15 protein-coding genes are annotated in these 20,196 nt (G+C 49.5%); 4 read left to right on the forward strand and 11 right to left on the reverse strand.

Translation table 11 applies throughout. The features are described from left to right. Positions 1 to 7 precede the first annotated feature (7 nt). The 5 genes from R7190_RS00820 to R7190_RS00840 form a co-directional block, all read right to left on the reverse strand. Complete coding sequence (locus R7190_RS00820; protein WP_186585583.1) at positions 8 to 1,117, reverse strand: lipocalin-like domain-containing protein; 1,110 nt, start codon at positions 1,115 to 1,117, stop codon at positions 8 to 10. Continuing rightward, the gene (locus R7190_RS00825) at positions 1,117 to 3,627 is read right to left on the reverse strand and encodes an ABC transporter permease (RefSeq protein WP_213986385.1); all 2,511 of its coding nucleotides are present in this window, start codon (positions 3,625 to 3,627) and stop codon (positions 1,117 to 1,119) included. The genes R7190_RS00820 and R7190_RS00825 overlap by 1 nt, the downstream gene beginning before the upstream one ends. Then, positions 3,614 to 4,324, reverse strand: coding sequence for an ABC transporter ATP-binding protein (locus R7190_RS00830; RefSeq protein ID WP_158155559.1), 711 nt, complete (start codon positions 4,322 to 4,324; stop codon positions 3,614 to 3,616). Before R7190_RS00830 ends, R7190_RS00825 begins: the two co-directional genes overlap by 14 nt. 226 nt (positions 4,325 to 4,550) lie before the next feature. Then, on the reverse strand, positions 4,551 to 4,796 hold the full coding sequence (locus R7190_RS00835; protein ID WP_005374689.1) for a DUF3297 family protein: 246 nt from the start codon (positions 4,794 to 4,796) through the stop codon (positions 4,551 to 4,553). 104 nt (positions 4,797 to 4,900) lie between these two features. Then, positions 4,901 to 6,892 carry a U32 family peptidase gene (locus tag R7190_RS00840; protein WP_186585585.1) on the reverse strand — a complete coding sequence of 664 codons (1,992 nt, stop codon included), beginning with the start codon at positions 6,890 to 6,892 and terminating at the stop codon, positions 4,901 to 4,903. Positions 6,893 to 7,119: 227 nt separating this feature from the next. Here R7190_RS00840 and R7190_RS00845 point away from each other — a divergent pair, with 227 nt between their 5' ends. Then, the gene (locus tag R7190_RS00845) at positions 7,120 to 7,566 is read left to right on the forward strand and encodes a DUF302 domain-containing protein (protein ID WP_025551121.1); all 447 of its coding nucleotides are present in this window, start codon (positions 7,120 to 7,122) and stop codon (positions 7,564 to 7,566) included. Between the two features lie 95 nt (positions 7,567 to 7,661). Here R7190_RS00845 and ptsG read toward each other — a convergent pair whose 3' ends face one another. Further along, complete coding sequence (gene ptsG / locus R7190_RS00850) at positions 7,662 to 9,104, reverse strand: glucose-specific PTS transporter subunit IIBC (protein WP_140096864.1); 1,443 nt, start codon at positions 9,102 to 9,104, stop codon at positions 7,662 to 7,664. 265 nt (positions 9,105 to 9,369) lie between these two features. On the opposite strand from ptsG, the gene R7190_RS00855 reads away from it, so the two are divergent. From R7190_RS00855 to R7190_RS00865, 3 genes are read left to right on the forward strand one after another with little or no spacing between them, the layout of a single operon-like run. Next, positions 9,370 to 10,077, forward strand: a complete 708-nt coding sequence (locus tag R7190_RS00855) for a response regulator (RefSeq protein ID WP_005383484.1) — start codon at positions 9,370 to 9,372, stop codon at positions 10,075 to 10,077. Then, positions 10,067 to 11,497 (forward strand): ATP-binding protein, encoded by a 1,431-nt coding sequence (locus R7190_RS00860; RefSeq protein ID WP_176311370.1) that lies wholly within the window; start codon positions 10,067 to 10,069, stop codon positions 11,495 to 11,497. Before R7190_RS00855 ends, R7190_RS00860 begins: the two co-directional genes overlap by 11 nt. Positions 11,498 to 11,499: 2 nt before the next feature. Beyond that, complete coding sequence (locus R7190_RS00865) at positions 11,500 to 12,744, forward strand: ABC transporter substrate-binding protein (RefSeq protein WP_176311369.1); 1,245 nt, start codon at positions 11,500 to 11,502, stop codon at positions 12,742 to 12,744. Positions 12,745 to 12,817: 73 nt separating this feature from the next. Here the strand turns inward: R7190_RS00865 and R7190_RS00870 are convergent, their stop codons facing one another. The 5 genes from R7190_RS00870 to R7190_RS00890 are packed head-to-tail and all read right to left on the reverse strand — an operon-like array spanning position 12,818 to position 20,065. Then, on the reverse strand, positions 12,818 to 14,020 hold the full coding sequence (locus tag R7190_RS00870; protein ID WP_104976380.1) for a type III PLP-dependent enzyme: 1,203 nt from the start codon (positions 14,018 to 14,020) through the stop codon (positions 12,818 to 12,820). Beyond that, positions 14,013 to 15,842 carry an IucA/IucC family protein gene (locus R7190_RS00875; RefSeq protein ID WP_104976381.1) on the reverse strand — a complete coding sequence of 610 codons (1,830 nt, stop codon included), beginning with the start codon at positions 15,840 to 15,842 and terminating at the stop codon, positions 14,013 to 14,015. Before R7190_RS00875 ends, R7190_RS00870 begins: the two co-directional genes overlap by 8 nt. Further along, positions 15,814 to 17,019 carry an MFS transporter gene (locus R7190_RS00880; protein ID WP_064369565.1) on the reverse strand — a complete coding sequence of 402 codons (1,206 nt, stop codon included), beginning with the start codon at positions 17,017 to 17,019 and terminating at the stop codon, positions 15,814 to 15,816. The genes R7190_RS00875 and R7190_RS00880 overlap by 29 nt, the downstream gene beginning before the upstream one ends. Before the next feature lie 5 nt (positions 17,020 to 17,024). Beyond that, complete coding sequence (locus R7190_RS00885; protein ID WP_064369566.1) at positions 17,025 to 18,857, reverse strand: IucA/IucC family protein; 1,833 nt, start codon at positions 18,855 to 18,857, stop codon at positions 17,025 to 17,027. Continuing rightward, a complete protein-coding gene (locus R7190_RS00890; protein WP_053307985.1) occupies positions 18,854 to 20,065 on the reverse strand; it encodes an ATP-grasp domain-containing protein in 1,212 nt (403 codons plus the stop codon). The genes R7190_RS00885 and R7190_RS00890 overlap by 4 nt, the downstream gene beginning before the upstream one ends. Between the last annotated feature and the right edge of the window lie 131 nt (positions 20,066 to 20,196).

Below are 20,196 nucleotides of genomic sequence, written 5' to 3' on the forward strand. Positions count from 1 at the left end.
CAATATTTCAATACCCCGTTAGTTCCATATAACCTGTCCCAGAATGAGAGCCCTCAATACGCACTGGGCCTTCCCAATAAGGCACAGAAAGCGGCATTTTCGCGTTCGGGTTGAGAGCGGAAACGGTAAGCTCAATTTGCTGATTTGGAATCGATACTTGCCACTCGGTTGGATACTTTCGCCCTTGGATTTCTGTTTGCTTAGTCGCCTTTAACTGAATGTCTTTTTGAGAAATAGCGATGCCAGAACCATCTTGCTGCATCAGCCTTGCACTGGAGTAACTGGCTGCTCCGGTTTTGGAATCCCGCAATTGGAACACTACCAAGCTGGTGTCATCACTCAACCTTAGGGCAAACCAGTCCCAGCCTTGTTGTGAGTCGAGTAAGAATTGCGAGCTCCACTCTCGGTCTATCCAACCTTTGCCGGATACTTGATGGGTTTTGCCATCGATCGTGACTTCACCGGAGACATCAATAAACGGTTGGCTGTAGTAATAGGAAGCCACACGGCCATCGGCACTTTTGGTGCTGTAACCTTGTTCGCCTTGCTTTTGATAAGGCACGTGGCTGTTAAGCGTCAGCGAATAGCCAAATTGTTCGGAGTTTGCATTCAATGTGGCAGGGAAGAGATCGGTGGTTGAAGAAGTCCACTGCCAATCATCGAGATAAACTCGAAATGGTGAAGTGTCGACGCCAGCTAGAGAGGCTTGGTCACGTGACCATTTTTCATCGGCGTAGTGTTTGTCCGCGGTCGTGACTGCGCTGTGCGCCATGTAGATTTGTTGAGCTTGCCATTCGGTTTTCTTTACGTCATCTTCGCCTGTTGGCTGCGCAGCAGCAAAGCGAAATTGTGTCCATTGAACGCCAAGTGGATTGCCGTCTTCATCAATTAAGTTAGCGGTTAAGTACCACCATTCATGACGAAAATCCGGGTGTGCTTGATGATCGGTAGGAAAGGTGAGTTCAACCCCTTTTTCTACGGGTGTGAATAGGTTGCTCTCGCTTTGCATATCTCCACTGCCCAGCAAAGTGCCCATATTTTGTTGTTGGGGATCTTCACAACCGAACAGGAACAGACTGCTCATGAATAGAGTAAGTGTGCTTGCTAATCGAACCATCACAACACCTCGCTTTGCAAACTGGATACGACAGGCTTGCTGACCAATCGCCACAGCGGAATCAAGGTTGCAATCACCGCCACCAAGATGGTGATCGCCGCAATACTGAGGGCGTCACTCCAATTCCACAGATAATTTAAGCTCCAACCAAAAGCGCGTAAGGTGACGATGTCTGTCAGCACATAACCCACCATTGCTCCGAGGGGCAGGGCGATAACCAGAGTAAAACTGACCAAAGCGACGATCTGTCCGACCACCATGGTCATTAATTTACGACGACTAACACCAAGTGCGTACAGCCTTGCAATGGCGGCTTTGCGTGCGTCGAGCAACATGAAGCAAGCACTGAACAAACCAATCACCGCGACCATCAACGTCACGCCGTTGAGCGCGCGCGTAATGGCGAAGGTCTGCGAGAATATATCCAAAGCGATGGATTTGATTTGCGCCTGATCGTAGAGCTGACTTGGATGTAGATTCAATTGATCGCGCAGTTGCTCGTAGACGATTTGTGGGTCCCCCGAGACTTTTATGCCAAGGCTTGTCGGCAGGTCGGTAAATCCGCTCTCTTTCCATAACTTTGGTGCTAATAACACTTCACCATTGGGTGAGCCGTAATCGTGGAATATCGCACCCACAAGTAGGTTCTTATTTGGAACGGCATCAAGCGTGAGCTCGCTACCCAGTGATAAACCCAGTTTGACCGCGGTTGGCTCACTGATAGCGACTAACTCACCTTGGTAAAAGCGTGGCCAGAAGTTCTCCAAATGCGATTTGAACACCATGGTTTGCTCTAAGGTGTCTTTGTCTTTGGTGCCAAGCAAAATCGGTAAGCCTTTCAGGTTATCGTCGACGTAGTATTGCTTGTAGACGGTCTCAACCTTGTCGAACTGCCCTAATGCGCGCTCTACATCTGCGATTTCCCCTTGGGCAGGGCTGACGTAAATATCGGCGTGCAACCTTTGTTCTAACCACTGTTTTAGGGTGGATTCAAAGCTGCCCACTAAGGTGTTCATCCCCATATTGGCTGTAACGGCGAGTAACAGCGCCATCATGGCGAGAGAAAGCGGAGAAATCAGCTCACGCAGCTCAGCAAACAGATACTGCATCAAACCGGAAGTGGTGCGCTTCTCACACCAATTGGCTAACACGCTGAGTGTTTTGGGTAGATACAAAGGTATCGACACCACAAGTACGCCGAGCCACGCCATGGTAAAGCGATGATGCTCACTCAGCCATAACCCTGCAAGTGCGAAAGCCGTCAACGCAGCACCTATCACGAACAATTGGTTTTCGTTAGAGGCTTCCGGTGCTTGATAAAATCCGCCATGAGAGGAGAGCGGTTGGCGCACTCGTTGTTTAAAGTGCTGCCAACATGCCAATAGGGTGGCGGCTAACGTGAGCAGCAGGGCTTGCGCCCACCATTGCCACTGCCAAGTGCCGGGCAGCAGTGTCGCGCCATAAAGTTGTTCTAAAGTCAGTGCCACGGTCGGATGCAACCAATGGCTAAGCTGCATGCCCAATACAAAACCGAGGGAAGCGCCGATGGTAACGAGAAGAGTGAGTTCAACTAACAGCGCAGAGAACACAATGCTCGGCGCAACACCCGCCTGTTGAATCTGCACCAACAGCCGATTGCGTTTCAGCAAGCTGTATTTTACGCCGTTGTAGGCAATGAACAGCCCGACTAAAAAGGCGAGTAAGCTCATTGCGGTGAGATTGAGATGAAAGCTGTCGGTCAGTGAGCCAAGGTCTGTGCTTTGATTGTTGGAAATCCATTGCCCTTGATCGCCAATCAGCTTCTGCCAATTTGCTTGCGTGCCTTTATTCCCTTTATCACCCGAATGGAAAACTGCAATGTAACTGAGCTGACCTTGTTTATTGAGCAGTTGCTGGGCAAAGCCAATGTCCATCAACATCCGGCTACCTAACTGCCATTCGTCTGGTAGCACCACCACTTGGGTTGGAATGTCATCCAGAGTTAGGGTTTCTACTTCCCCTAAGTTTTGATGTTGAGATTGGCTCATCATCACGATTGGCTTGCCGGCTAAAAGCTCAGGCAAAGGCAAAGCACTGTCGAACAAAGAGACGTTCGGTTGGTTTTCTGAAGAATAGCGCGAACGTGATGAGATGGCGGCAATCAACTCGCTACCTTGCACTGACCAGCGACGCCCTTGTTCATCTCTCACTCGCCCTTCGATTACCGATAGTGCTGCACTGAGTCCGTTTTGTCTAAGGGCGAAGTAGAGCGATTCAGGCAGATAGTTTTGCCCTGCTGGTGGAATAATTAAGTTCTGAGCTTGTGCGCTGAGCTGCTCGGTAGACTCAGCATAACTGCGCTTGGCATTGAGGTTGATGGCTTGCACCGCAACAAACAAGGTCACGGCCAGCACGATACCGATCAGAATTGCGGCGGCTTGCAGTGGCGCCTGCCGATAGTGCGCTTCAAACAGATTCAGGGCGAGTCGAGTATGAGTGAATCTGTTGTTTGATGGCTTAGTTTGCTTCATGGTGAAGCTCATGTTTGTTTACTTGATGGCTGTTCTGTAGCTGACTGTTATCCAATCGCAGCCGTGCTTTCATAAATTCAGCGCATTCATGGCTGTGGGTCACCAAGAGCACGGCGGTATTGCCTTGGGTGGTGATTTCACTCAGCAGTTTCATCACTTCTAACCCTGCTTTTTGGTCAAGGTTACCTGTGGGTTCATCAGCAAGTAGCAGTTTAGGTTTGTGTGCTAAGGCGCGCGCAATAGCGACTCGTTGTTGTTGACCACCGGAAAGGGTAGAAACATGCCTGTCGAGAAGTTGGCTGATACCTAGAGTCTCGACCAAATAATCGCACCAGTCGTTCCATTTCTGTTGATTCAAATGCAGAGGGAAGGCGATGTTTTGCTGCACGTTGAGCGGCGTTAATAGATTGAATTGCTGGAAGATAACACCGAGTTTTTGATGTCGAAATCGGCTCCATTGTGGGTCTTTCCAAGCCGCCGTGTTATCGCCATCTAACCACAACTCACCATCGGAAAGCGGCTCAAAGCCAGCGATGACATTGAGCAAAGTACTTTTGCCGCTGCCACTTTCGCCCGTCAGCGCAACACTCGCTCCTGTGTTCAACGTGAAGTCGACGCCTTCCAACACGCGATGTGTCTCTTTACCATCAACAAAGCTTTTGCTGGCGTGTTTGAGTGTGACAAGTGGGCTTTCCATTTCCTCTCCCTGTATTCAAAAGGTGTCGTTTCTTTTGGCAATCGCTATTGCAGTTAGTTCTCTAGAAACTTTAGACAACAATCAGATAAAAACAGCGATTTACATCGATTTCTTAATAACTTGTACTGAAAAGAAGAGGGAAGAGATTAAATGAGGAAGGGATATGACAGGCATTAAAAAAGCCCGAGTCAGACTCGAGCTTTCAAATACATTCAGCGTAGTCAGCTTACACGTAGTAAGCTTCAACTTCGCCTTTAAGCTTGATTAGCATTGGGTTACCGAAACGGTCTTTTGCTTTAGGAGAAGCAATTTTTACCCAACCTTCGCTGATGCAGTATTCTTCTACGTCAGTACGCTCTTGGCCGTTGATACGAATACCGATTTGGTGCTCGAAGCATTCTTTGATGAAGAATGGGCTACGTGGGTTACCCGCTAGGCGATCTGGTAGAGCTGGTTTAGCTGTATCTGTCATGTTTGTGACCTAAATTCCGTAAAAAGTGCGCTATTGTAGTCAGTGCACTGTGTGTGTTCAAGATATGTTGAGAGTCGATGCGTTGTTTAACTTTCAAGTACCGCCTACAACCCCTTCAAATACTGCGCGTTGGCTGTTGGTTGAATCATGTCATTCAGCGTTTGGACGGCTTGTTCACTGTGATCTTCAAGTAGAGCTAAGAACGCGTCAATCAACTCAGGTTTGCTTGCTGAGACTTTCGTTTCGGTCTGGATATCACGCAGATCGATCAACACATCAGTACACAATTGCGGCAGATCGTGCAGCACTTGCAGGTTTAAGACGTTGTACTCGCTGTAGATTGAATTGTGACTGCCTTTTTGTTTTTGCACCACATACGGATTGTCTTTTAAGTTGATGATAGACGTACGTTTATCACAGCGTTTCAAACAACCTTTGTTGACCTTAATCTTGCGGCATCCTTCGGTTTGTTGGAACAAACATTGGCGGCTCGTGAGTAGGGTATTTGGATGATAAATGCTGTAGAAGCAGCGCATGTTTTTCGGGCGCTTTATGTGACGCATCTGCTTCATATTCAGCTCGTTAGAAACAAACGCGCCACTTGCCGCGAACTCGTCTTGAAGGCATTTAAACGCGTATGAGTTCACCGTGTTCATTTGTGGGCCTGCCACCCAGCCTAAGCCGAGCTCTTTTGCGAGCATGCCGACGCCTGAGTTGTTGGTGATCAACAATTCAGGTTGGATGGTTTCCAAAAATACACGAGCGGCGTGGTAGTCTTCGCCAATCAAAATGGCAGGGAACCAAGGTTTGAGCATTGGGTTGGCTTGGAACAATTCAATCATCGCGCTCAGTTCACCAGACAATCCCATTGGCAATTGATAGTAAACATCAATGTCGTGGTATTCGCACAGCATGGCTTCTTGTGCTGACGAGATCAGAACCGATAGTTTTGGCGCACCTTGGCGAGGTTCTGGTTGAGGTAACGTTGGCAGAGTTGGTACATCAATCGACCCTTTCAAGCTGCTGCCGGATACTTGTGTTGAAGTGACATCGAACGACTTAGTTTGCTCTGCCACTTTCTCAATGATCGCGGTTTTGTCATCGTAGAGTTTCTTTTTCACCGCTTGTACATCATCAGCAGACTGGCATTGGTAAACCTTCGAAAAATGCTTTACAGCATGGTCGCGCGGGTTGTCGATGTACATCGCCTTGCCGAAATCACCTTGCAAAAATGCGTTGGAGAAATCACGGTTGAACACCGTGTATAACTCTGTGGTGTCTTCAGAGAGTTCCAAACCCTCGCACAAGCGATCGATTTGCTGGCGCCAATTGTCGACCACGGTATAGACGTAGTGCGATTTCTTGATTCGCCCTTCCACTTTTAATGAATACACGCCAGCATCGGCAAGCGCTTCCAAGTCCCCAAAGGCGGAGTTGTCTTTCATATTGAGTGGGTAGTTGTTGCCTGTTTTGGTCGTTTCGTACTGTTCGCGACAAGGTTGGCTACAGCGTCCACGGTTACCTGATGCGCCATTGCGAGCGGAACTGATGTAGCAAATTCCGGAGAATCCGATGCAGTATGAGCCGTGGACAAACACTTCCATCATTACGTTGTTCTCGCGACCAAATTGCGCCAGATGTTTTATCTCACTGATGTTAAGTTCGCGAGATAAGTTTACTCGGCTTGCGGTGAGCTGGTTGAGAAAGAGGATTTGGCCTTCGTTATGCGTGTTCAGTTGCGTTGAAGCGTGCACATCCAAATCGGGAAAGTGATGTTTGAGAATGTAGGCCAGACCGAGATCTTGTACGATCACGCCATCGATTTTGGTGGTGTTCAGTTGGCTGAGCAAGCGAACAATCGCTGGAATTTCACTTTCTAAAATCAGCACATTCAATGTTAGGAAAATCTTACAGCTGTGCTGATGGGCCAACGTTAACACGCCATTTAAGTTATCTAAGGTGAGGTTGGTCGCTCGGTTACGAGCATTGAAGCGGTCGAGCCCACAGTAAATTGCATCGGCGCCAGCGGCAATGGCGGCTTTGATGGAATCTAAATCACCACCGGGTGCTAATAACTCAAATTGATCGCGTGTCACTACTTTTCTCTTTCTTACTAAAATAGGCTGCAAATGTTACGTATTTCACGCTTTTGATGCTCGGCTAGTTAATGCTTTATTAATCTGAATCAATTTATCCGTGTTACACGGTCGACTCTTGAGTGGGTAGAGTGCAATTCGCGATAGCGGAATCTGACTTCTATAGTTTTCCTACACTTGGTTTTTCTATATCTAGTTTTCGACTCAGAGAGAGGAAGGGACGACAAATGAAAAAAGTAATCATTGGGTTGGTCGTGGCGTTGACGTCATTGAGTGCATTGGCTGGGGAGGGTGTGGTAACCGTTGCGAGCACGCATTCAGCAAAAAATACGGCGGATAAATTTGTCGCTATCGCGCAAGAAAAAGGGTTGAACGTCTTTGCGCGCATTAACCATCAAGAGAATGCCACGAAAGTCGATATGACGTTGCGACCAACCGAAGTTATCGTGTTTGGAAACCCTAAAGTAGGCACGCCACTGATGATCTGTGCGCAGGAAGTGGCGCTCGATTTACCCCAAAAAGTGTTGGTGTATGAAGATGATGAAGGCAAAACGTGGTTAGCTTATAACGATCCTATGTATTTAAAGCAGCGCCATCATATTGAAGGCTGTGACGAGGCATTGAACAAAATCAGCGGCGTGCTGGGCAATTTAACCAACGCGGCGGCGAAGTAGGGCTGGTTATTGGCTTCGCTTTTTTTACTCCGAAAACGAAAAAGCCAACCTCACAAGGAGGTTGGCAAATCTTACCTAGATTGGGGGAGGTAAGATCAGGAGGTGGCGAGTACGCTGTGCACTTCTGACTTAATTGAGTCAGACTGCGTACCAAAAATCGCTTGTAAACTGTCGCCAATCACTAAAACATCTCGCGCGCCAAGTGCTTTTAGCTTAGCAACATCAACGTTAGCGATGTCTTTCACCGAGACACGCAGACGAGTGATACACGCATCGACTGACTTAATATTGGCTTTGCCGCCCAATGCAGCTACTACATCCACCGCAATTTCATCAGGCTCTCCGGTAATCTTCACTTCTGCAATGTCGGTTTCACGACCCGGCGTTTTCAGATCCAACTTCACAATTAGGAAGCGGAACAAGCCGTAGTAGAGCGTCGCCCAGATTGGACCGATGATGATGAACATCCACGCGTTGCTCGACATTGGGTAGTAAAGGAAGAACTGGATCGCGCCGTGCGCAAAGTCAGTACTGTGTTTGATTTCCAAAAATGCGGTGATCGCAAACGCAATACCAGTTAGGAAAATATGGATCACGTACAGCACTGGCGCGACGAATAGGAAGGTAAATTCGATTGGCTCTGTGATACCAGTTAACCAAGAGGTCAACGCCGCAGACATCATCAAACCGCCGACGATTTTCTTACGCTCAGGAGACGCGCAGTGGTAAATCGCCAATGCCGCTGCTGGTAGCGCCCACATGGAGTACATAAAGCCACCAGACAGATAACCTGCGGTTTTATCGCCCGCGAAGAAGCGAGTGAGCTCACCGGTAAACTCTTTGCCGGTTTCTGGGTCTACATAGCTGCCGACTTCAAAGAAGAACGGCGCATTCCAGATGTGGTGCAAACCAACCGGGAGTAGTGAACGTTCGCCCGCGCCGTAAACCGCCCACGCGAGTACAGGGTTTTGGTACGCTGCCCAATGAGAGAATGCATCAAGAAGTTGTCCGACAGGTGGCCATGCAAACGCGAGAATCGCACCAACGACGATCGCCGATAGACCGGTGACAATGGGCACAAATCGCTTACCCGCGAAGAAGCCCAAATATTCCGGCAGTTTGATGTTGTAGAAGCGGTTGTACATGATTGCCGCCACCGCACCGATAAAGATGCCGCCAAACACCCCGGTTTGCAGCGTCTCAACGCCCATGATCGTGGCGTCAGTTTCTAGGCCGCGCAGGCCAGTCACGATACCGAGCGATGCGTTCATAATAATTAGGCCAACTAAGCCTGCGAGCGCAGCCGCACCGTCATTGCCTTTTGATAACCCGAGCGCCACACCGACCGCAAACATCAACTGCATGTTGCCGAACACGCCTTCACCGGCGGCGAGCATCACTTTGTTGACCGCGTCTGGAATAAACGCAAAACCCGCGTTACCAATACCCAGCATCAAGCCAGCCACCGGTAACACCGCCACAGGCAGCATCAACGACCGCCCTATTTTTTGTAGTTGTCCAAATATACTTGCAAACATGGTTTCCTCCTGACGAATGCCAGTGTTGTAGGACCTGATTCCTTCAGGTCATGTTGTTTCACGTAAGGTCAGGATGATCATAGCGAGCAAGGCGGCGCCTAAGGTTACAAAAGGCAATCAGTTTGTAAGTGGCCGCTTACAAATCTCTTACACCGAGAAGTGAAAATTGCAATCGGCTCGATTGTGCATGGGCGTTTAAGAATGCATCATATTGGCCAGCGCCAAACTCAGGGGCAGGCACAGGGACGGACACAGGGAAAGTAGGATGGAAAACAAGCAGATACTGGTCGTCGATGACAACCTCGACCTTCGCGAAGCGTTGTCGGATTACCTTGGCCGCGCAGGGTTTGAAGTGCTTTGCGCGGAAAACGGCGGCGTGATGTGGCAACTGCTCAACGATCACCATCCTGATTTAATCATCCTCGATATTATGATGCCCGGTGAAGACGGCTTTACCTTGTGCCAGAAACTGCGCAAAAATTCCGATATCCCGATCATCATGCTGACCGCCGTCACAGAAGAAGCCGACCGAGTCGCAGGACTAGAAATGGGCGCTGACGACTACATCACCAAATCATTCAGCCCGCGAGAACTGCTCGCGCGCATCAAAACGATTCTGAGACGCAGCCAATCGACCGCCAATAGCAAACTGACGCGTAAAGTGCGTTTTGACGATTGGTTGTTAGATACCGTAACCCGGCAACTGACCCACGTCGCTAGCCGCGAAGTTAAGCAACTGAGTGGCGCGGATTTGTCGCTGCTCGGTTTGTTCGTCAACCACGCGCAATCAATATTGTCTCGCGATGACATTGCGCGCGAGATCTGGGGACGTGATGCCGACCCGTTTGAACGCGGCATTGACGTGCAGATCAGCCGCTTGCGTCATCACCTTGAAGATAAAGACCGCTCGCTGATCCTAACGGTGCGCAACAAAGGCTACATGCTGACCACGGACGTGCATTATGAGAATTAAACGCTGGACGGGATCACTGGTCGTTCGCACCAGTGTGTTCTTGTTACTGGTGATCATTCTGGCGCAGGTATTATCCGGGATTATCTGGTATCAACACGCCAGCGAACGCGATAAAGAAGGCCTGACCACCACGGTCAAAAGCTTAGCACTGAGCGCTTCTTCCACCATCGCTTTCTTTCAAACCCTCCCTTCGGAATACCGCCACTTGGTGCTCAATCAACTACGCAATATGGGCGGCACGCGCTTTTTCGTCTCACTCAATAATCACCAGATTGAGGTCGACCCACTGCCAGAGAGCGAACGCAAAACGTTGGTCATCAACCAAGTTCGCGAGGTATTAGAAAGCGAGCTGAGCGGCATTCCTAATATCGAGGTGGAGTTCACCCAGCGCGACAAACTCAAAGTGTTCAACAACGAGCTACCTATCGATGAACTGCCACTATTGTGGGCGCATTATTCGCTTTCGTTTGGTGACCTCAATCCACCGATTCTGGTGATGCAGGTCGAAGTCGCACAGAACGAATGGTTTTATCTCGCGGCGGTGCTACCCGCGCCTTACATCAACCTAGAGACTAACTATTTTGAGCTGCGCCAATGGCTGACGCTATTGGTGTCCGCGCTAATGCTGTTGCTGTGTACCTGGTTTATCGTTCGCAAAGAAATTCAACCCATTCGAGAGCTGGCAAAAGCCGCAACCCTGATGTCGAGCCGATTAGACGTGCCCGAAGTCTCTGAGCGCGGCAGCAACGAACTGAAAGCGGCGGTCCGTGCGTTTAACAAAATGAACCGACGCATCGACAGCCACATTAAAGACCGCGAGATGCTGTTCAGCGCCATCTCCCACGATCTGAAAACACCAATTGCCTGCCTAAAACTACGAGCGGAAATGCTGGATGACGACGCCGACCGAGAACGCTTTATCCGCCTGAGTAACGACCTAGACTTGATGGTCAAAGGCGCATTGCAATGCATTAAAGAGACCGATATCCACGAGGAAATCGAGCCGATCAATTTCACCCAACTGATTCAGCACATTTCCGCCAATGTCGCCGATGCGCCGGACACGATTCGCATCCACGGCGAAATCCGCACCCACTTTGCTGGTAAACCGTTAGCGATTAAGCGCTGCATTCAGAATCTGGTCGATAACGCGCTCAAATACGGCCATCAAGCGGACATTACGCTGATTGAAAGCCCAGAGTCGATCCAGATTGAAATTGAAGATCACGGTGGCGGTGTTGACGATTCATTACTTGAAAAGCTCTGCCAGCCATACTTCCGCGCTAGCAACGATAAAGAAGGCAGTGGGCTAGGATTAACCATTTCACAGAGTATTGCAAAGGCTCATGGCGGCAACTTGTTGCTGAGCCATTCTCAGTTTGGCGGCCTCTGCGCCACGCTGACTTTCCCGAGAGACTGACTATGAACAAACTGGCATTCTTGTTCCCACTGTTGCTCGCCCCTTGCGTCGCTCACGCTGAGTCGCCACAAGGGGTAGAGTTTTTACATTGGTGGACTTCTGACGGCGAGCAGCAAGCGCTGCAAACACTTAAAGCTCAGCTAAAACAGCACGATATAGAGCTGCTGCAAAGCCCGGTGTTAGGCGGTGGTGGAGACAGTGCGATGACGGTACTGCAAGCTCGCGCGCTGGCGGGCAATCCACCAAGCTTCGCGCAAATCGAAGGGCCAAGTATTAAAGCATGGGATGCCATCGGTATTTTGCACAACGTCAACGCAGTTGCCGATGAGCAGCGCTGGGACGAGGTGCTCTACCCGCTATCTATTGAAATCAACAAAACACAAAACGGCTACATCGCCCTGCCACTTACGCTGCACCGTTTGAACTGGCTGTGGGTCAACCACAAGCTGCTTAAACAACTGAATCTATCCGCGCCGAAAAACTGGCAAGAGATGTTCGCCGCCATGGAGCTTGCGAAGCAAAATGGCATTGTACCGATCGCGGTCGGTGAGCAGCCGTGGCAAGTCGCCCAACTTTTCGAGAACTTAGTGATCTCCACTGGCGGCGTTGAGTTCTACACCAATGCGATGGTCAAACTAGAACGCGACAGCATCGACAGCGACACCCTGCGCCAAGCGTTGACGCAATTTCGTCGCCTCAGTTTGTTGATCGACAACCAATTACCCGACAGTAAGTGGGATACCGCTACCCAAGCGTTAGCCGACGGTCAAGCGCTGTTTCAAATCGGCGGTGATTGGATTTTGGGTGAGCTGCTCGCCAATCAAGTCTCGGTTCCGCAAGAGGTCGGCTGTTACCCAACGCCTGACAGCGATGGTGTATTCCTCTACAACATGGACAGTTTGGTGTTTATGTCGAGCAAGTCGTTTTCTGCCGAGGCGGCTCAGCAAACCGCAAGCGCGCTAGCAGACGTCGAGTTTCAAGCTAAGTTCAATAAGATAAAAGGCTCGATTCCGGTACGCACCGATATCGACATCAGCGATTTTAATCCGTGTCAGGTCCAGTCATATCAAGACTTTCACTACGGCGTTAAGCACAACCTCGCTGTGCCGAGTATGATTGATTCGATGGCGGTCAATCCGGTTGCTCAGCAGGCGATAAACTCGGAAATCTTCCGTTTTTACCGCAATCCCAAAATGGAACCCGACGAGCTGATAAAACGCATTATTGCTATTTCGCAAAGCGGTTAATGGCAATGAATTTGTGCCGAGTGGAATAAAAAAGCCCCAATGATTGGGGCTTGAGTAAAGCGAAGTATGCCGTTTAGAAATAGTGGAAGATCGGCGGTTCATGCATCAAGAAGTTTTGATGGGAGATGTTCCACGCATAGGCGCCCGCTAAGGTAAACACAACATAATCACCAATATCGACGTGGGCGACGTGTTGATTGCGTGCCAGCACATCTTTGGGCGTACAAAGCTGGCCGACAAAAGTTGCTTGTGCATGCTGAATTGGGTGAGAAATCTCGTGGTGTTGCTCGCTTTTCAGGATGACGAATGGATGATCATGGCTCTGCGCCGCTGGCGTGCGGAAGTGGTGAGTTCCCCCGCGTGCGATGACAAAGTTTTCGCCAAGATTTTGCTTAATATCCAGTACTTCCATCACGTAATAACCGCATGCCGCCGTGATGAAACGTCCGCATTCAAAACGCAGTGTCCAATCTTGCACTTGCTCTTTAGCGATGAGGAATTCCAACTTGTCGCAAAACTCCATCCACGGAAAGTGTTGCTCAGGGTTTTGGTAGTTGATGCCCATGCCGCCGCCCAAGTTGATCATCAGCTCACCGAGTTCGAACTCCTGCTGCCACGCCTTCACGACTTGGAAATAGCGCTGCATTAACGCTAAGTGGCGTTCAACATCAAGCTGATGCGACATCAAGTGAAAATGGAAGCCTTTGAGTGACACTTGCGGGAAATCGCGCAGCAACATCAAAGCATTGCTCAGTTCGGACTCGTCCAAGCCAAACGGAGTCGGCTTGCCGCCCATTGCCAACTTGCTGAGCGTGATGTCGCCAATATCGATGTTCATACGCAAAAAGATCGAAGCAGGGCGGTTGAGGCGCTCGGTTAGCGCACCAATGCGTTGCAGCTCAGTGAGGCTTTCGACGTGAATCGCATCGACATCAAGTTCAATCGCTTGTTGCAATTCACTTGGCATTTTTCCTGGGCCACCGAAGATCAATGGTTTATCGAGTTGTTGCTGGTGGAGGTGTGCCAACTCCCCGCCAGATGCCGCTTCAAAACCATCGACATACGGCGCGAGCGTTTTGAGAATCGGGCCCGATGGATTGGCTTTAGCTGCGTAAAATAGCTCGACATTTTTCGGCAAAACGTGACGCAGTTGTTTGATGTGTTCTTCTAAGGCGCTTAGGTCATACACGTACGCGCACAAGGGTTGACTTTGCTGCTGTGCGAGCGTGTGAACTTGTTGGCAAACGCGTGTCGGTAGAGAGAGTGAATTAGACATGTTGCGATCCTTTTTCGTGTTGCTGCCAAGGCGCGGCGACTTGGGTATAGCCCGACTCCTTATCGGCTTTTTGCATCAAACGCGTGGTGAAATTATTTTTGCTTGGGAAGTGACCGCCATTTAGCAACGTTTCTAGTTCCGGTTGTTTTCCATTCACTGATTGCCAATGCACAATGGCACTTTGCACCGCATTCCACAGCGTTTGCTCTAGTGGCTCATCACCTTCTGCGATGAAGAAAATCGCTTCGCTGATGTTGTTGATAAAGGTGCAGTATCCGATGCGATTCCAGCCTTGTTCGCGACTGTAGTAAACCGATTGTCGTGCGCGTTCAGACAAGTCAGTTAATGTTTCTGCTGGCCAGAACTCCGGCAGTAATTTAGTGCCTTCCAAATCACGAATCCAAACACAACACGGCATCTCTTGCTCAAAGCCAATCAGGGTGTTTTGCAAATGCGGCTCAAACGCCACCCCGTGTTTGAAGTAGTAATTAAATACGCCCGGGATCAGGCAATGCAAATAGCGTTCAAACCAAAGTGTCGCGATGTCGGAATAGCGATTTTGCGTAGGACGCGCTTTGTTTTTAAGGCGTTGAGCAATGCAACTGTTGCCGTTATTGTCGTAAGCAAACAGAGCGCCAGCGAGGGTTGGTTTCAAGATGTCGACTTCGCTCAGCGAGAAATTTTCGCGATACAAAATCCCAAACGATTCGCGTGCTTTGGTGTTGTCGTCCCAGTTGTGCTCAGCGACACTTTCTAGATTCAACGTGGTGGCGTAAGGCTCTGTCATCACTTTAAATACGGGGTTGTGCAGCTGTTCGTTTTCTCTAATTGGTTTGAGAATCGACGTGAGTTGCACGGCGCTGTCGAGTTCGTACCACGCGTTTTTGCGCACGCAATTGGTTAATCGTACGTTGATGGAGAATTTCGCAAACCAGTCCATGTCAGGGTGGTAGAGAGTACGAACTGAAGAGGTCGGCTGCATCTTTTCACCACCTAAACCCAGTGGCGTGATCTTGCCTTGTTCAATGGCACGCTTCACGCTTGGGTTACTCAAAATGGTGTAGCTTTCCCAAGGATGACAAGGGTAGAGGGTCTTCCCATCGCTGGTGGCGTGTTGTGGCGCGAGCTGTTGTAGCATGCGTTGCGCAGGGTTAGCTTCTCCGTCGGAACTCAGCACATCAAGTAAGGACGTATCCACTTCAAACCAGTACAACGGGACTTGCGCGCCGACTTCTGGAGAAAACGCCAAGAGATCATCCATGGTGACGCCCGAACGACTTTTTGGGGTCGGATGGAAAGTATGCCCCCAAATCAGAGACTGTTCCGAAGCGATAAACTCGTTGTGATGCGATTTGGGCGCGACGTTGAGAAACTGCTCGGTAACCAGCACGCTATTTTCCAGTTGTTCGATCAGCTCATGGTTAAATGGGATCGCCAACACCTGCTTGAGATAGTTAAGCAAAAGCGTAAGAGTTTGCGTGGCATCCAATTTCGCCCAACTAGATCCCGGCATTTTCGCCCAAGGCAGTTCTGCCAATTTGATTTTGCCCAGTTTGCTCGCGTAGTGAATCGGCAAAACCAATACGCCATTTTGTTGAGACAGATGAACGGCTACCCGTTGTTTTGCGGAATAGTTGCGTTTTAACGTTTGGGGTAGCGATGTCGATTGGTAGTGCCATTCTACTTGTTGATTCGGTAGCGCAAATTCTCGTAAGTAACAATTAAGAACACCCATTATCGTGTTGAGTTGGGCTTTCTCACGATTGAGCTGCACCTCATGCGCGCGTAACTCGCTAGTCTGAGAGTATTGAGTTTGTAACATGTTGATTTCCAAATTTTGAGTGGAGAACCAGCGCGATCAAGGTGATTACGCTGACTATCGCAGAAAGTAGGAAAGGAACCTCAAGTAGCCCCAAGCTAGAAATGAAAGAAGCGCAAAATCCCGCTGCCACGCCACCCCATTTGGACATGGCATCAAAGCGAGAAAATACTTTGCCACTGAGTTTGCGATCCAGATTGCTCGCAAGATGCTGATGCAATCCGTGATAACAACACACCATCGCGATGCCGAAGATAATTCTCGCAGCAATGAGTGCGGTTTCGGACGCAATCAAATGCAAGGCAGAGCTCACGGCAAGCAATGCAAACCCAAGCCACAACGTGCGCAGCGGTTGATGGCGATTCAACCCATCTGACAACACGTGAATTTTTCCTGCCAGCAACAGATAGACGCCATGCGGCAGTGCGTACAAAAAACCGATCCATGCGTGGTTAGTGATGCCATATTGCTGCACAAACGGCGAGAAATAAGGAAAGGTCACCACCATAGAAAACGCAAACCCGAATTGAGCAAAGAAGATCCAACGAATGGCATGCATTGCGTTTTTCTGTGCAACCGGTTTTTCTTGCTGAGGTTCTGAGTTTGGCTTTTCGAGGTTTCGTTCGGCAGGTTTATCCGCAGGCAGTGTTAGCGTGATGCCCATCGCAATCAAAGGCAAAACGCATAACCAAAGGTACGCGTTGAGCGGGTTGGTCTCTGACAAGCTCCAGCCGAGCCCAATAGGCGCAACGATCAGCGCCAAGCGAGCAGATAGTTGGGTTTTATTGAGTGACTTGCCGAGTGTTTTGGCTTCTTTAATTTGACTAGATAAGTAGCTGTTCGAGGCGGCCATGGTGCCGCCAAAGGTTCCTTGAACAATAAGACCAAACACAAACATGGCGAGGTTGTCTGCCAAGCCGCACAGCGCAAACCCTGCTGCAAGGCCAAGTTGCGCACGCAAGAGTGAGCGGCGGCGACCGTAGCGATCGGCAAAGTTGCCCCAAAATCGCGCCGCCAACGCAGTACAAAACGTAGGTAGGATAAACAATACCCCTGCCCAGTCCGCATCAATGCTTGCGCCTAACGTTGGCAACACGACGGGTAGAAATAGCGGCATACCTAACGCGGCAAACGCAGCGATAAAGTGGCACAACAACACACTGTAGATGAGTTTGGTCATAATCGTTAACGTACGCTTTTTTTGATGGCTTCTATGTAGGCGCGTTGCGCTTCTTCGCTAGAAAGCAGTAAGAAGTTCGGGGCCGACAAACCATAGAACTTATTGATGTCGCTCGCGCCGGAGGCTTCTTTCGAGAGCAAACTGCCAGAGCTCAACAAGTACTTGGCGTACAAATCAGGCGCCTCTTGCAGTAACTCGCGTGCCAGTTTCGTCTCTAACCCTTCGCCTTCTAATCGGTTGAGTTGTTCTGAAATGCTTTTGGCCACGATGGCGTAAAGCGATGCTGAAGAGGCAATGCCCTTCGCTGCCATGGCTTCTACAATCGCTGCGATATCCAGTTGTAATGTGATGGTGGTAAACATCTGACCGAGCGCCAATTCATTGTCGACTTTGATGCGTTGATCGAGCAGTTCATCGCAATCCACTGGAAGTAGTTTTGCGCCGTGTTTTTGGGCAGCATGCTCTGTTGCAAAGTGGAAGCGCTCTGGCCAAATTCGCGCTGCGTCGTTGTCTTTCATCGCGAGCGTCATTTTGCCCTGTTGATCAAATGCAATGATGGCGTTTTGCTGGTTGGACTCCAATGCAATGCCATAACGAAGCCACAAGGTAAGGTGTACTTGGCATAATAGGTCGACGTAATCTTTGAACCACGCCAGCGTATCTTGTTGATAGTACTGCTCTGCCAAGTGTTCTAAGAACAAGCGGTCGTCAGGCATTGGGCTTGCCAGTGCGGCAACCGGAACTAGCGCTTTGTCTTCGCAATGAATAAGTGGGTACTCACGTACGATGTACGCGAAGGTTTTATCCTCGCCGACGTGTCCACCGTGTTTTTCGTTGCAATGGAACAAGCGACTGTTTAAGTCTGCGTCCGTTTGTTCAAGGTGGCTGAGTAGGCGTTCAAACCAGTGGCCGTCATACAGTGTTGAAGGCTTGATTAAGCGAATGTTTTTCGTGCCTAGCGATCGCATGATCAGCGGAACTTTGATGTGAATGTGCGGTGCGTCGTTGACGACCACCGTACGAACGGAAAGCGTCGGCGTCACGTCTAGATACGTTAAAGGCGCTTCTATCATACCTTCGGGTAAGGCTTCTAAAGATCGCAGGGTGAGCGGATGCGCAGGGAACAGTACGTGGCTCAGTGCAAAATCAGCAGGAAGCCCAACTTGCTCCATGGTTGGCCAGCAATCAGGTTGTTCGCTGGTTAATGTCACCAGTGATTTTTCAATCGCAATCCAATGCAGAGCAAAGCTTGGTGCAAACTCGGGCGCGTACTTAGCAAGGTCTTCATCGCTCAGACCAAACTTCGCCCGCGCAGTTGGATAGTACGGATGGTCAAGGTAAGAAGCGATCTGGTCGGCTAGCAGCAGTTTTTGATGCCAAGAACCAAGCTCGGATATTGGTTGAGAAATGTGGTCTGCGTGATGATGAAACGCTTGGTCACACAGCGCTTTGTGTTGCTCTGCACATTCTAGTTCTTGAAGGTATCCCGCCAACAATTCGTGAGAGCTGTCATGCGCCAGTGTCGTTAGTAGTGCAATCCACTCTTTGTAATGTTGTTGATGTTCGACTTGGCCATTTTTCTCCACCCACCAACCTTGTGGTGTTTCGTCATTGGCGTGACCGTAGCGCCAGTGCTGCATGTAATACGTTGGCGCAACGGGTAAATACAACGTGAAATCAGAGTTGGCAAATATCAGCCAGACTTGCTCGCCTTGAGGAACAATTCCCTCTTTTGGCGCGTCGCTACTGAACTTGGCTTTTGACAAAATGCCAAACATGTCTTCGCGTAAGCAAGTGTCGATCAATCGTTGCGTTAGATACAAAGCGTTGTCGTTCATGCTGCCACCTCACGAGTCGGAGCTAGATCGAAATTGCTAAGCGCGTTCTGCAGCGCTTGGTCGAGGTTTCGCCCTGATGGTGAGACAATCGAAATTCGGGCGAGATAATCCTTATTGGAATAACTCTGTTGGAAGTGTTCTCCAGCGGTTTTTAGTACCTGTTGCTGGGTGATGATATCGTCATCGTGTTGGATGAACGACGTCGAACCTCCGTCAATCACACCACTGTGCTCCGCAACCACATAGTGCACGTGCGCTGACCCATGAATTTGGTAATCGCCGGCCAATCTTCGGCCCAAATGCAGACCCAAAATTGTGCTAAACCAACCGAAGTGAGCGAGATTGTTGAGCAAGAATTCGCGGCCATCTCCAATACTGCGGTAGTTAATTTCCACCAGAACCGGGCCATTTTCCGTAATGATAAATTCGCTGTGGCAAACTCCAAAACCAACGCCGAACGCTTTAAGTTGAGCCAAGCAAGCTTCTCGGTGAGCAATGCCGTTTGGTCCGTTCCAGTCTGCGGCGGTTTCGATAAAGTAAGGCGGCTCAGAGAGCGACACATCAAAACCGCCCACGGCGATAAGTTGGTTACCGTCTCCTAAAGTTTCGAGCGTAACCAACGGTCCTTGAAGAAACTGCTCCACCAGAATGGCGGCGTTTGGGTGCTTTTGCCAAAACGCCTCGGAGTAAGCATCGAGCTCGCTTTGGGAGTCACAGCGCTGTACATCTAAACTCGCCACGCCTTCTTTGGGTTTTGCTACGACAGGGAAGGCCATGCCTAATGCCACATTCGAATGGCGATGCAGCAAACAGCTTTGTGTGTTGGGTAAGGATTTTTCATTTAACACTTGTCGAGTTAAGTGTTTGTTTTTGGCCTTTAACGTGACAGACCAATCTTTGGATGGGAGGCCAAAAAATTGCGCGCAGATGGCGGTGGAAGTTTGTAAGTGATCACTATTGCTGAAAATAGCGTCTGGCTTTAATTCATGCTCCGTGATGGTTTCGATGAGTTCTAATGGGTTGAAGACATCACATTCTAGAATGGTATCCGGATTAAAGTGACTATCATGACTCGCCAACTCTAAATGGCTGAGCTTATGGTCGGTGATAAGAACGACGTGAAGGTCCATCGCTTTAGCTGCAGGCACAAAGCCGTGAGTGACTGCATCGTTAACGACATGACTTACGATAATCATCGTAGATTTCATGAGCTTTCCTAATTTTCTAACATTTTCTTCTAACGTTGATAAAGTCGCTCACGGTCGTCTTCCAATGTGCCTCTCTCGAGACGGAGGGCAGAAGTTTTAGTATTTATTGTTATGATATTTGGTTTTTTTTG

The organism is Vibrio sp. 1078-1, assembly GCF_033340475.1.

Bases quoted from the DNA above. Each gene is read 5' to 3' on its own strand.
- R7190_RS00820 (WP_186585583.1), bottom strand. From the start codon at position 1,117: ATGGTTCGATTAGCAAGCACACTTACTCTATTCATGAGCAGTCTGTTC.
- R7190_RS00825 (WP_213986385.1), bottom strand. From the start codon at position 3,627: ATGAAGCAAACTAAGCCATCAAACAACAGATTCACTCATACTCGACTC.
- R7190_RS00830 (WP_158155559.1), bottom strand. From the start codon at position 4,324: ATGGAAAGCCCACTTGTCACACTCAAACACGCCAGCAAAAGCTTTGTT.
- R7190_RS00835 (WP_005374689.1), bottom strand. From the start codon at position 4,796: ATGACAGATACAGCTAAACCAGCTCTACCAGATCGCCTAGCGGGTAAC.
- R7190_RS00845 (WP_025551121.1), top strand. From the start codon at position 7,120: ATGAAAAAAGTAATCATTGGGTTGGTCGTGGCGTTGACGTCATTGAGT.
- ptsG (WP_140096864.1), bottom strand. From the start codon at position 9,104: ATGTTTGCAAGTATATTTGGACAACTACAAAAAATAGGGCGGTCGTTG.
- R7190_RS00855 (WP_005383484.1), top strand. From the start codon at position 9,370: ATGGAAAACAAGCAGATACTGGTCGTCGATGACAACCTCGACCTTCGC.
- R7190_RS00860 (WP_176311370.1), top strand. From the start codon at position 10,067: ATGAGAATTAAACGCTGGACGGGATCACTGGTCGTTCGCACCAGTGTG.
- R7190_RS00865 (WP_176311369.1), top strand. From the start codon at position 11,500: ATGAACAAACTGGCATTCTTGTTCCCACTGTTGCTCGCCCCTTGCGTC.
- R7190_RS00870 (WP_104976380.1), bottom strand. From the start codon at position 14,020: ATGTCTAATTCACTCTCTCTACCGACACGCGTTTGCCAACAAGTTCAC.
- R7190_RS00875 (WP_104976381.1), bottom strand. From the start codon at position 15,842: ATGTTACAAACTCAATACTCTCAGACTAGCGAGTTACGCGCGCATGAG.
- R7190_RS00880 (WP_064369565.1), bottom strand. From the start codon at position 17,019: ATGACCAAACTCATCTACAGTGTGTTGTTGTGCCACTTTATCGCTGCG.
- R7190_RS00885 (WP_064369566.1), bottom strand. From the start codon at position 18,857: ATGAACGACAACGCTTTGTATCTAACGCAACGATTGATCGACACTTGC.
- R7190_RS00890 (WP_053307985.1), bottom strand. From the start codon at position 20,065: ATGAAATCTACGATGATTATCGTAAGTCATGTCGTTAACGATGCAGTC.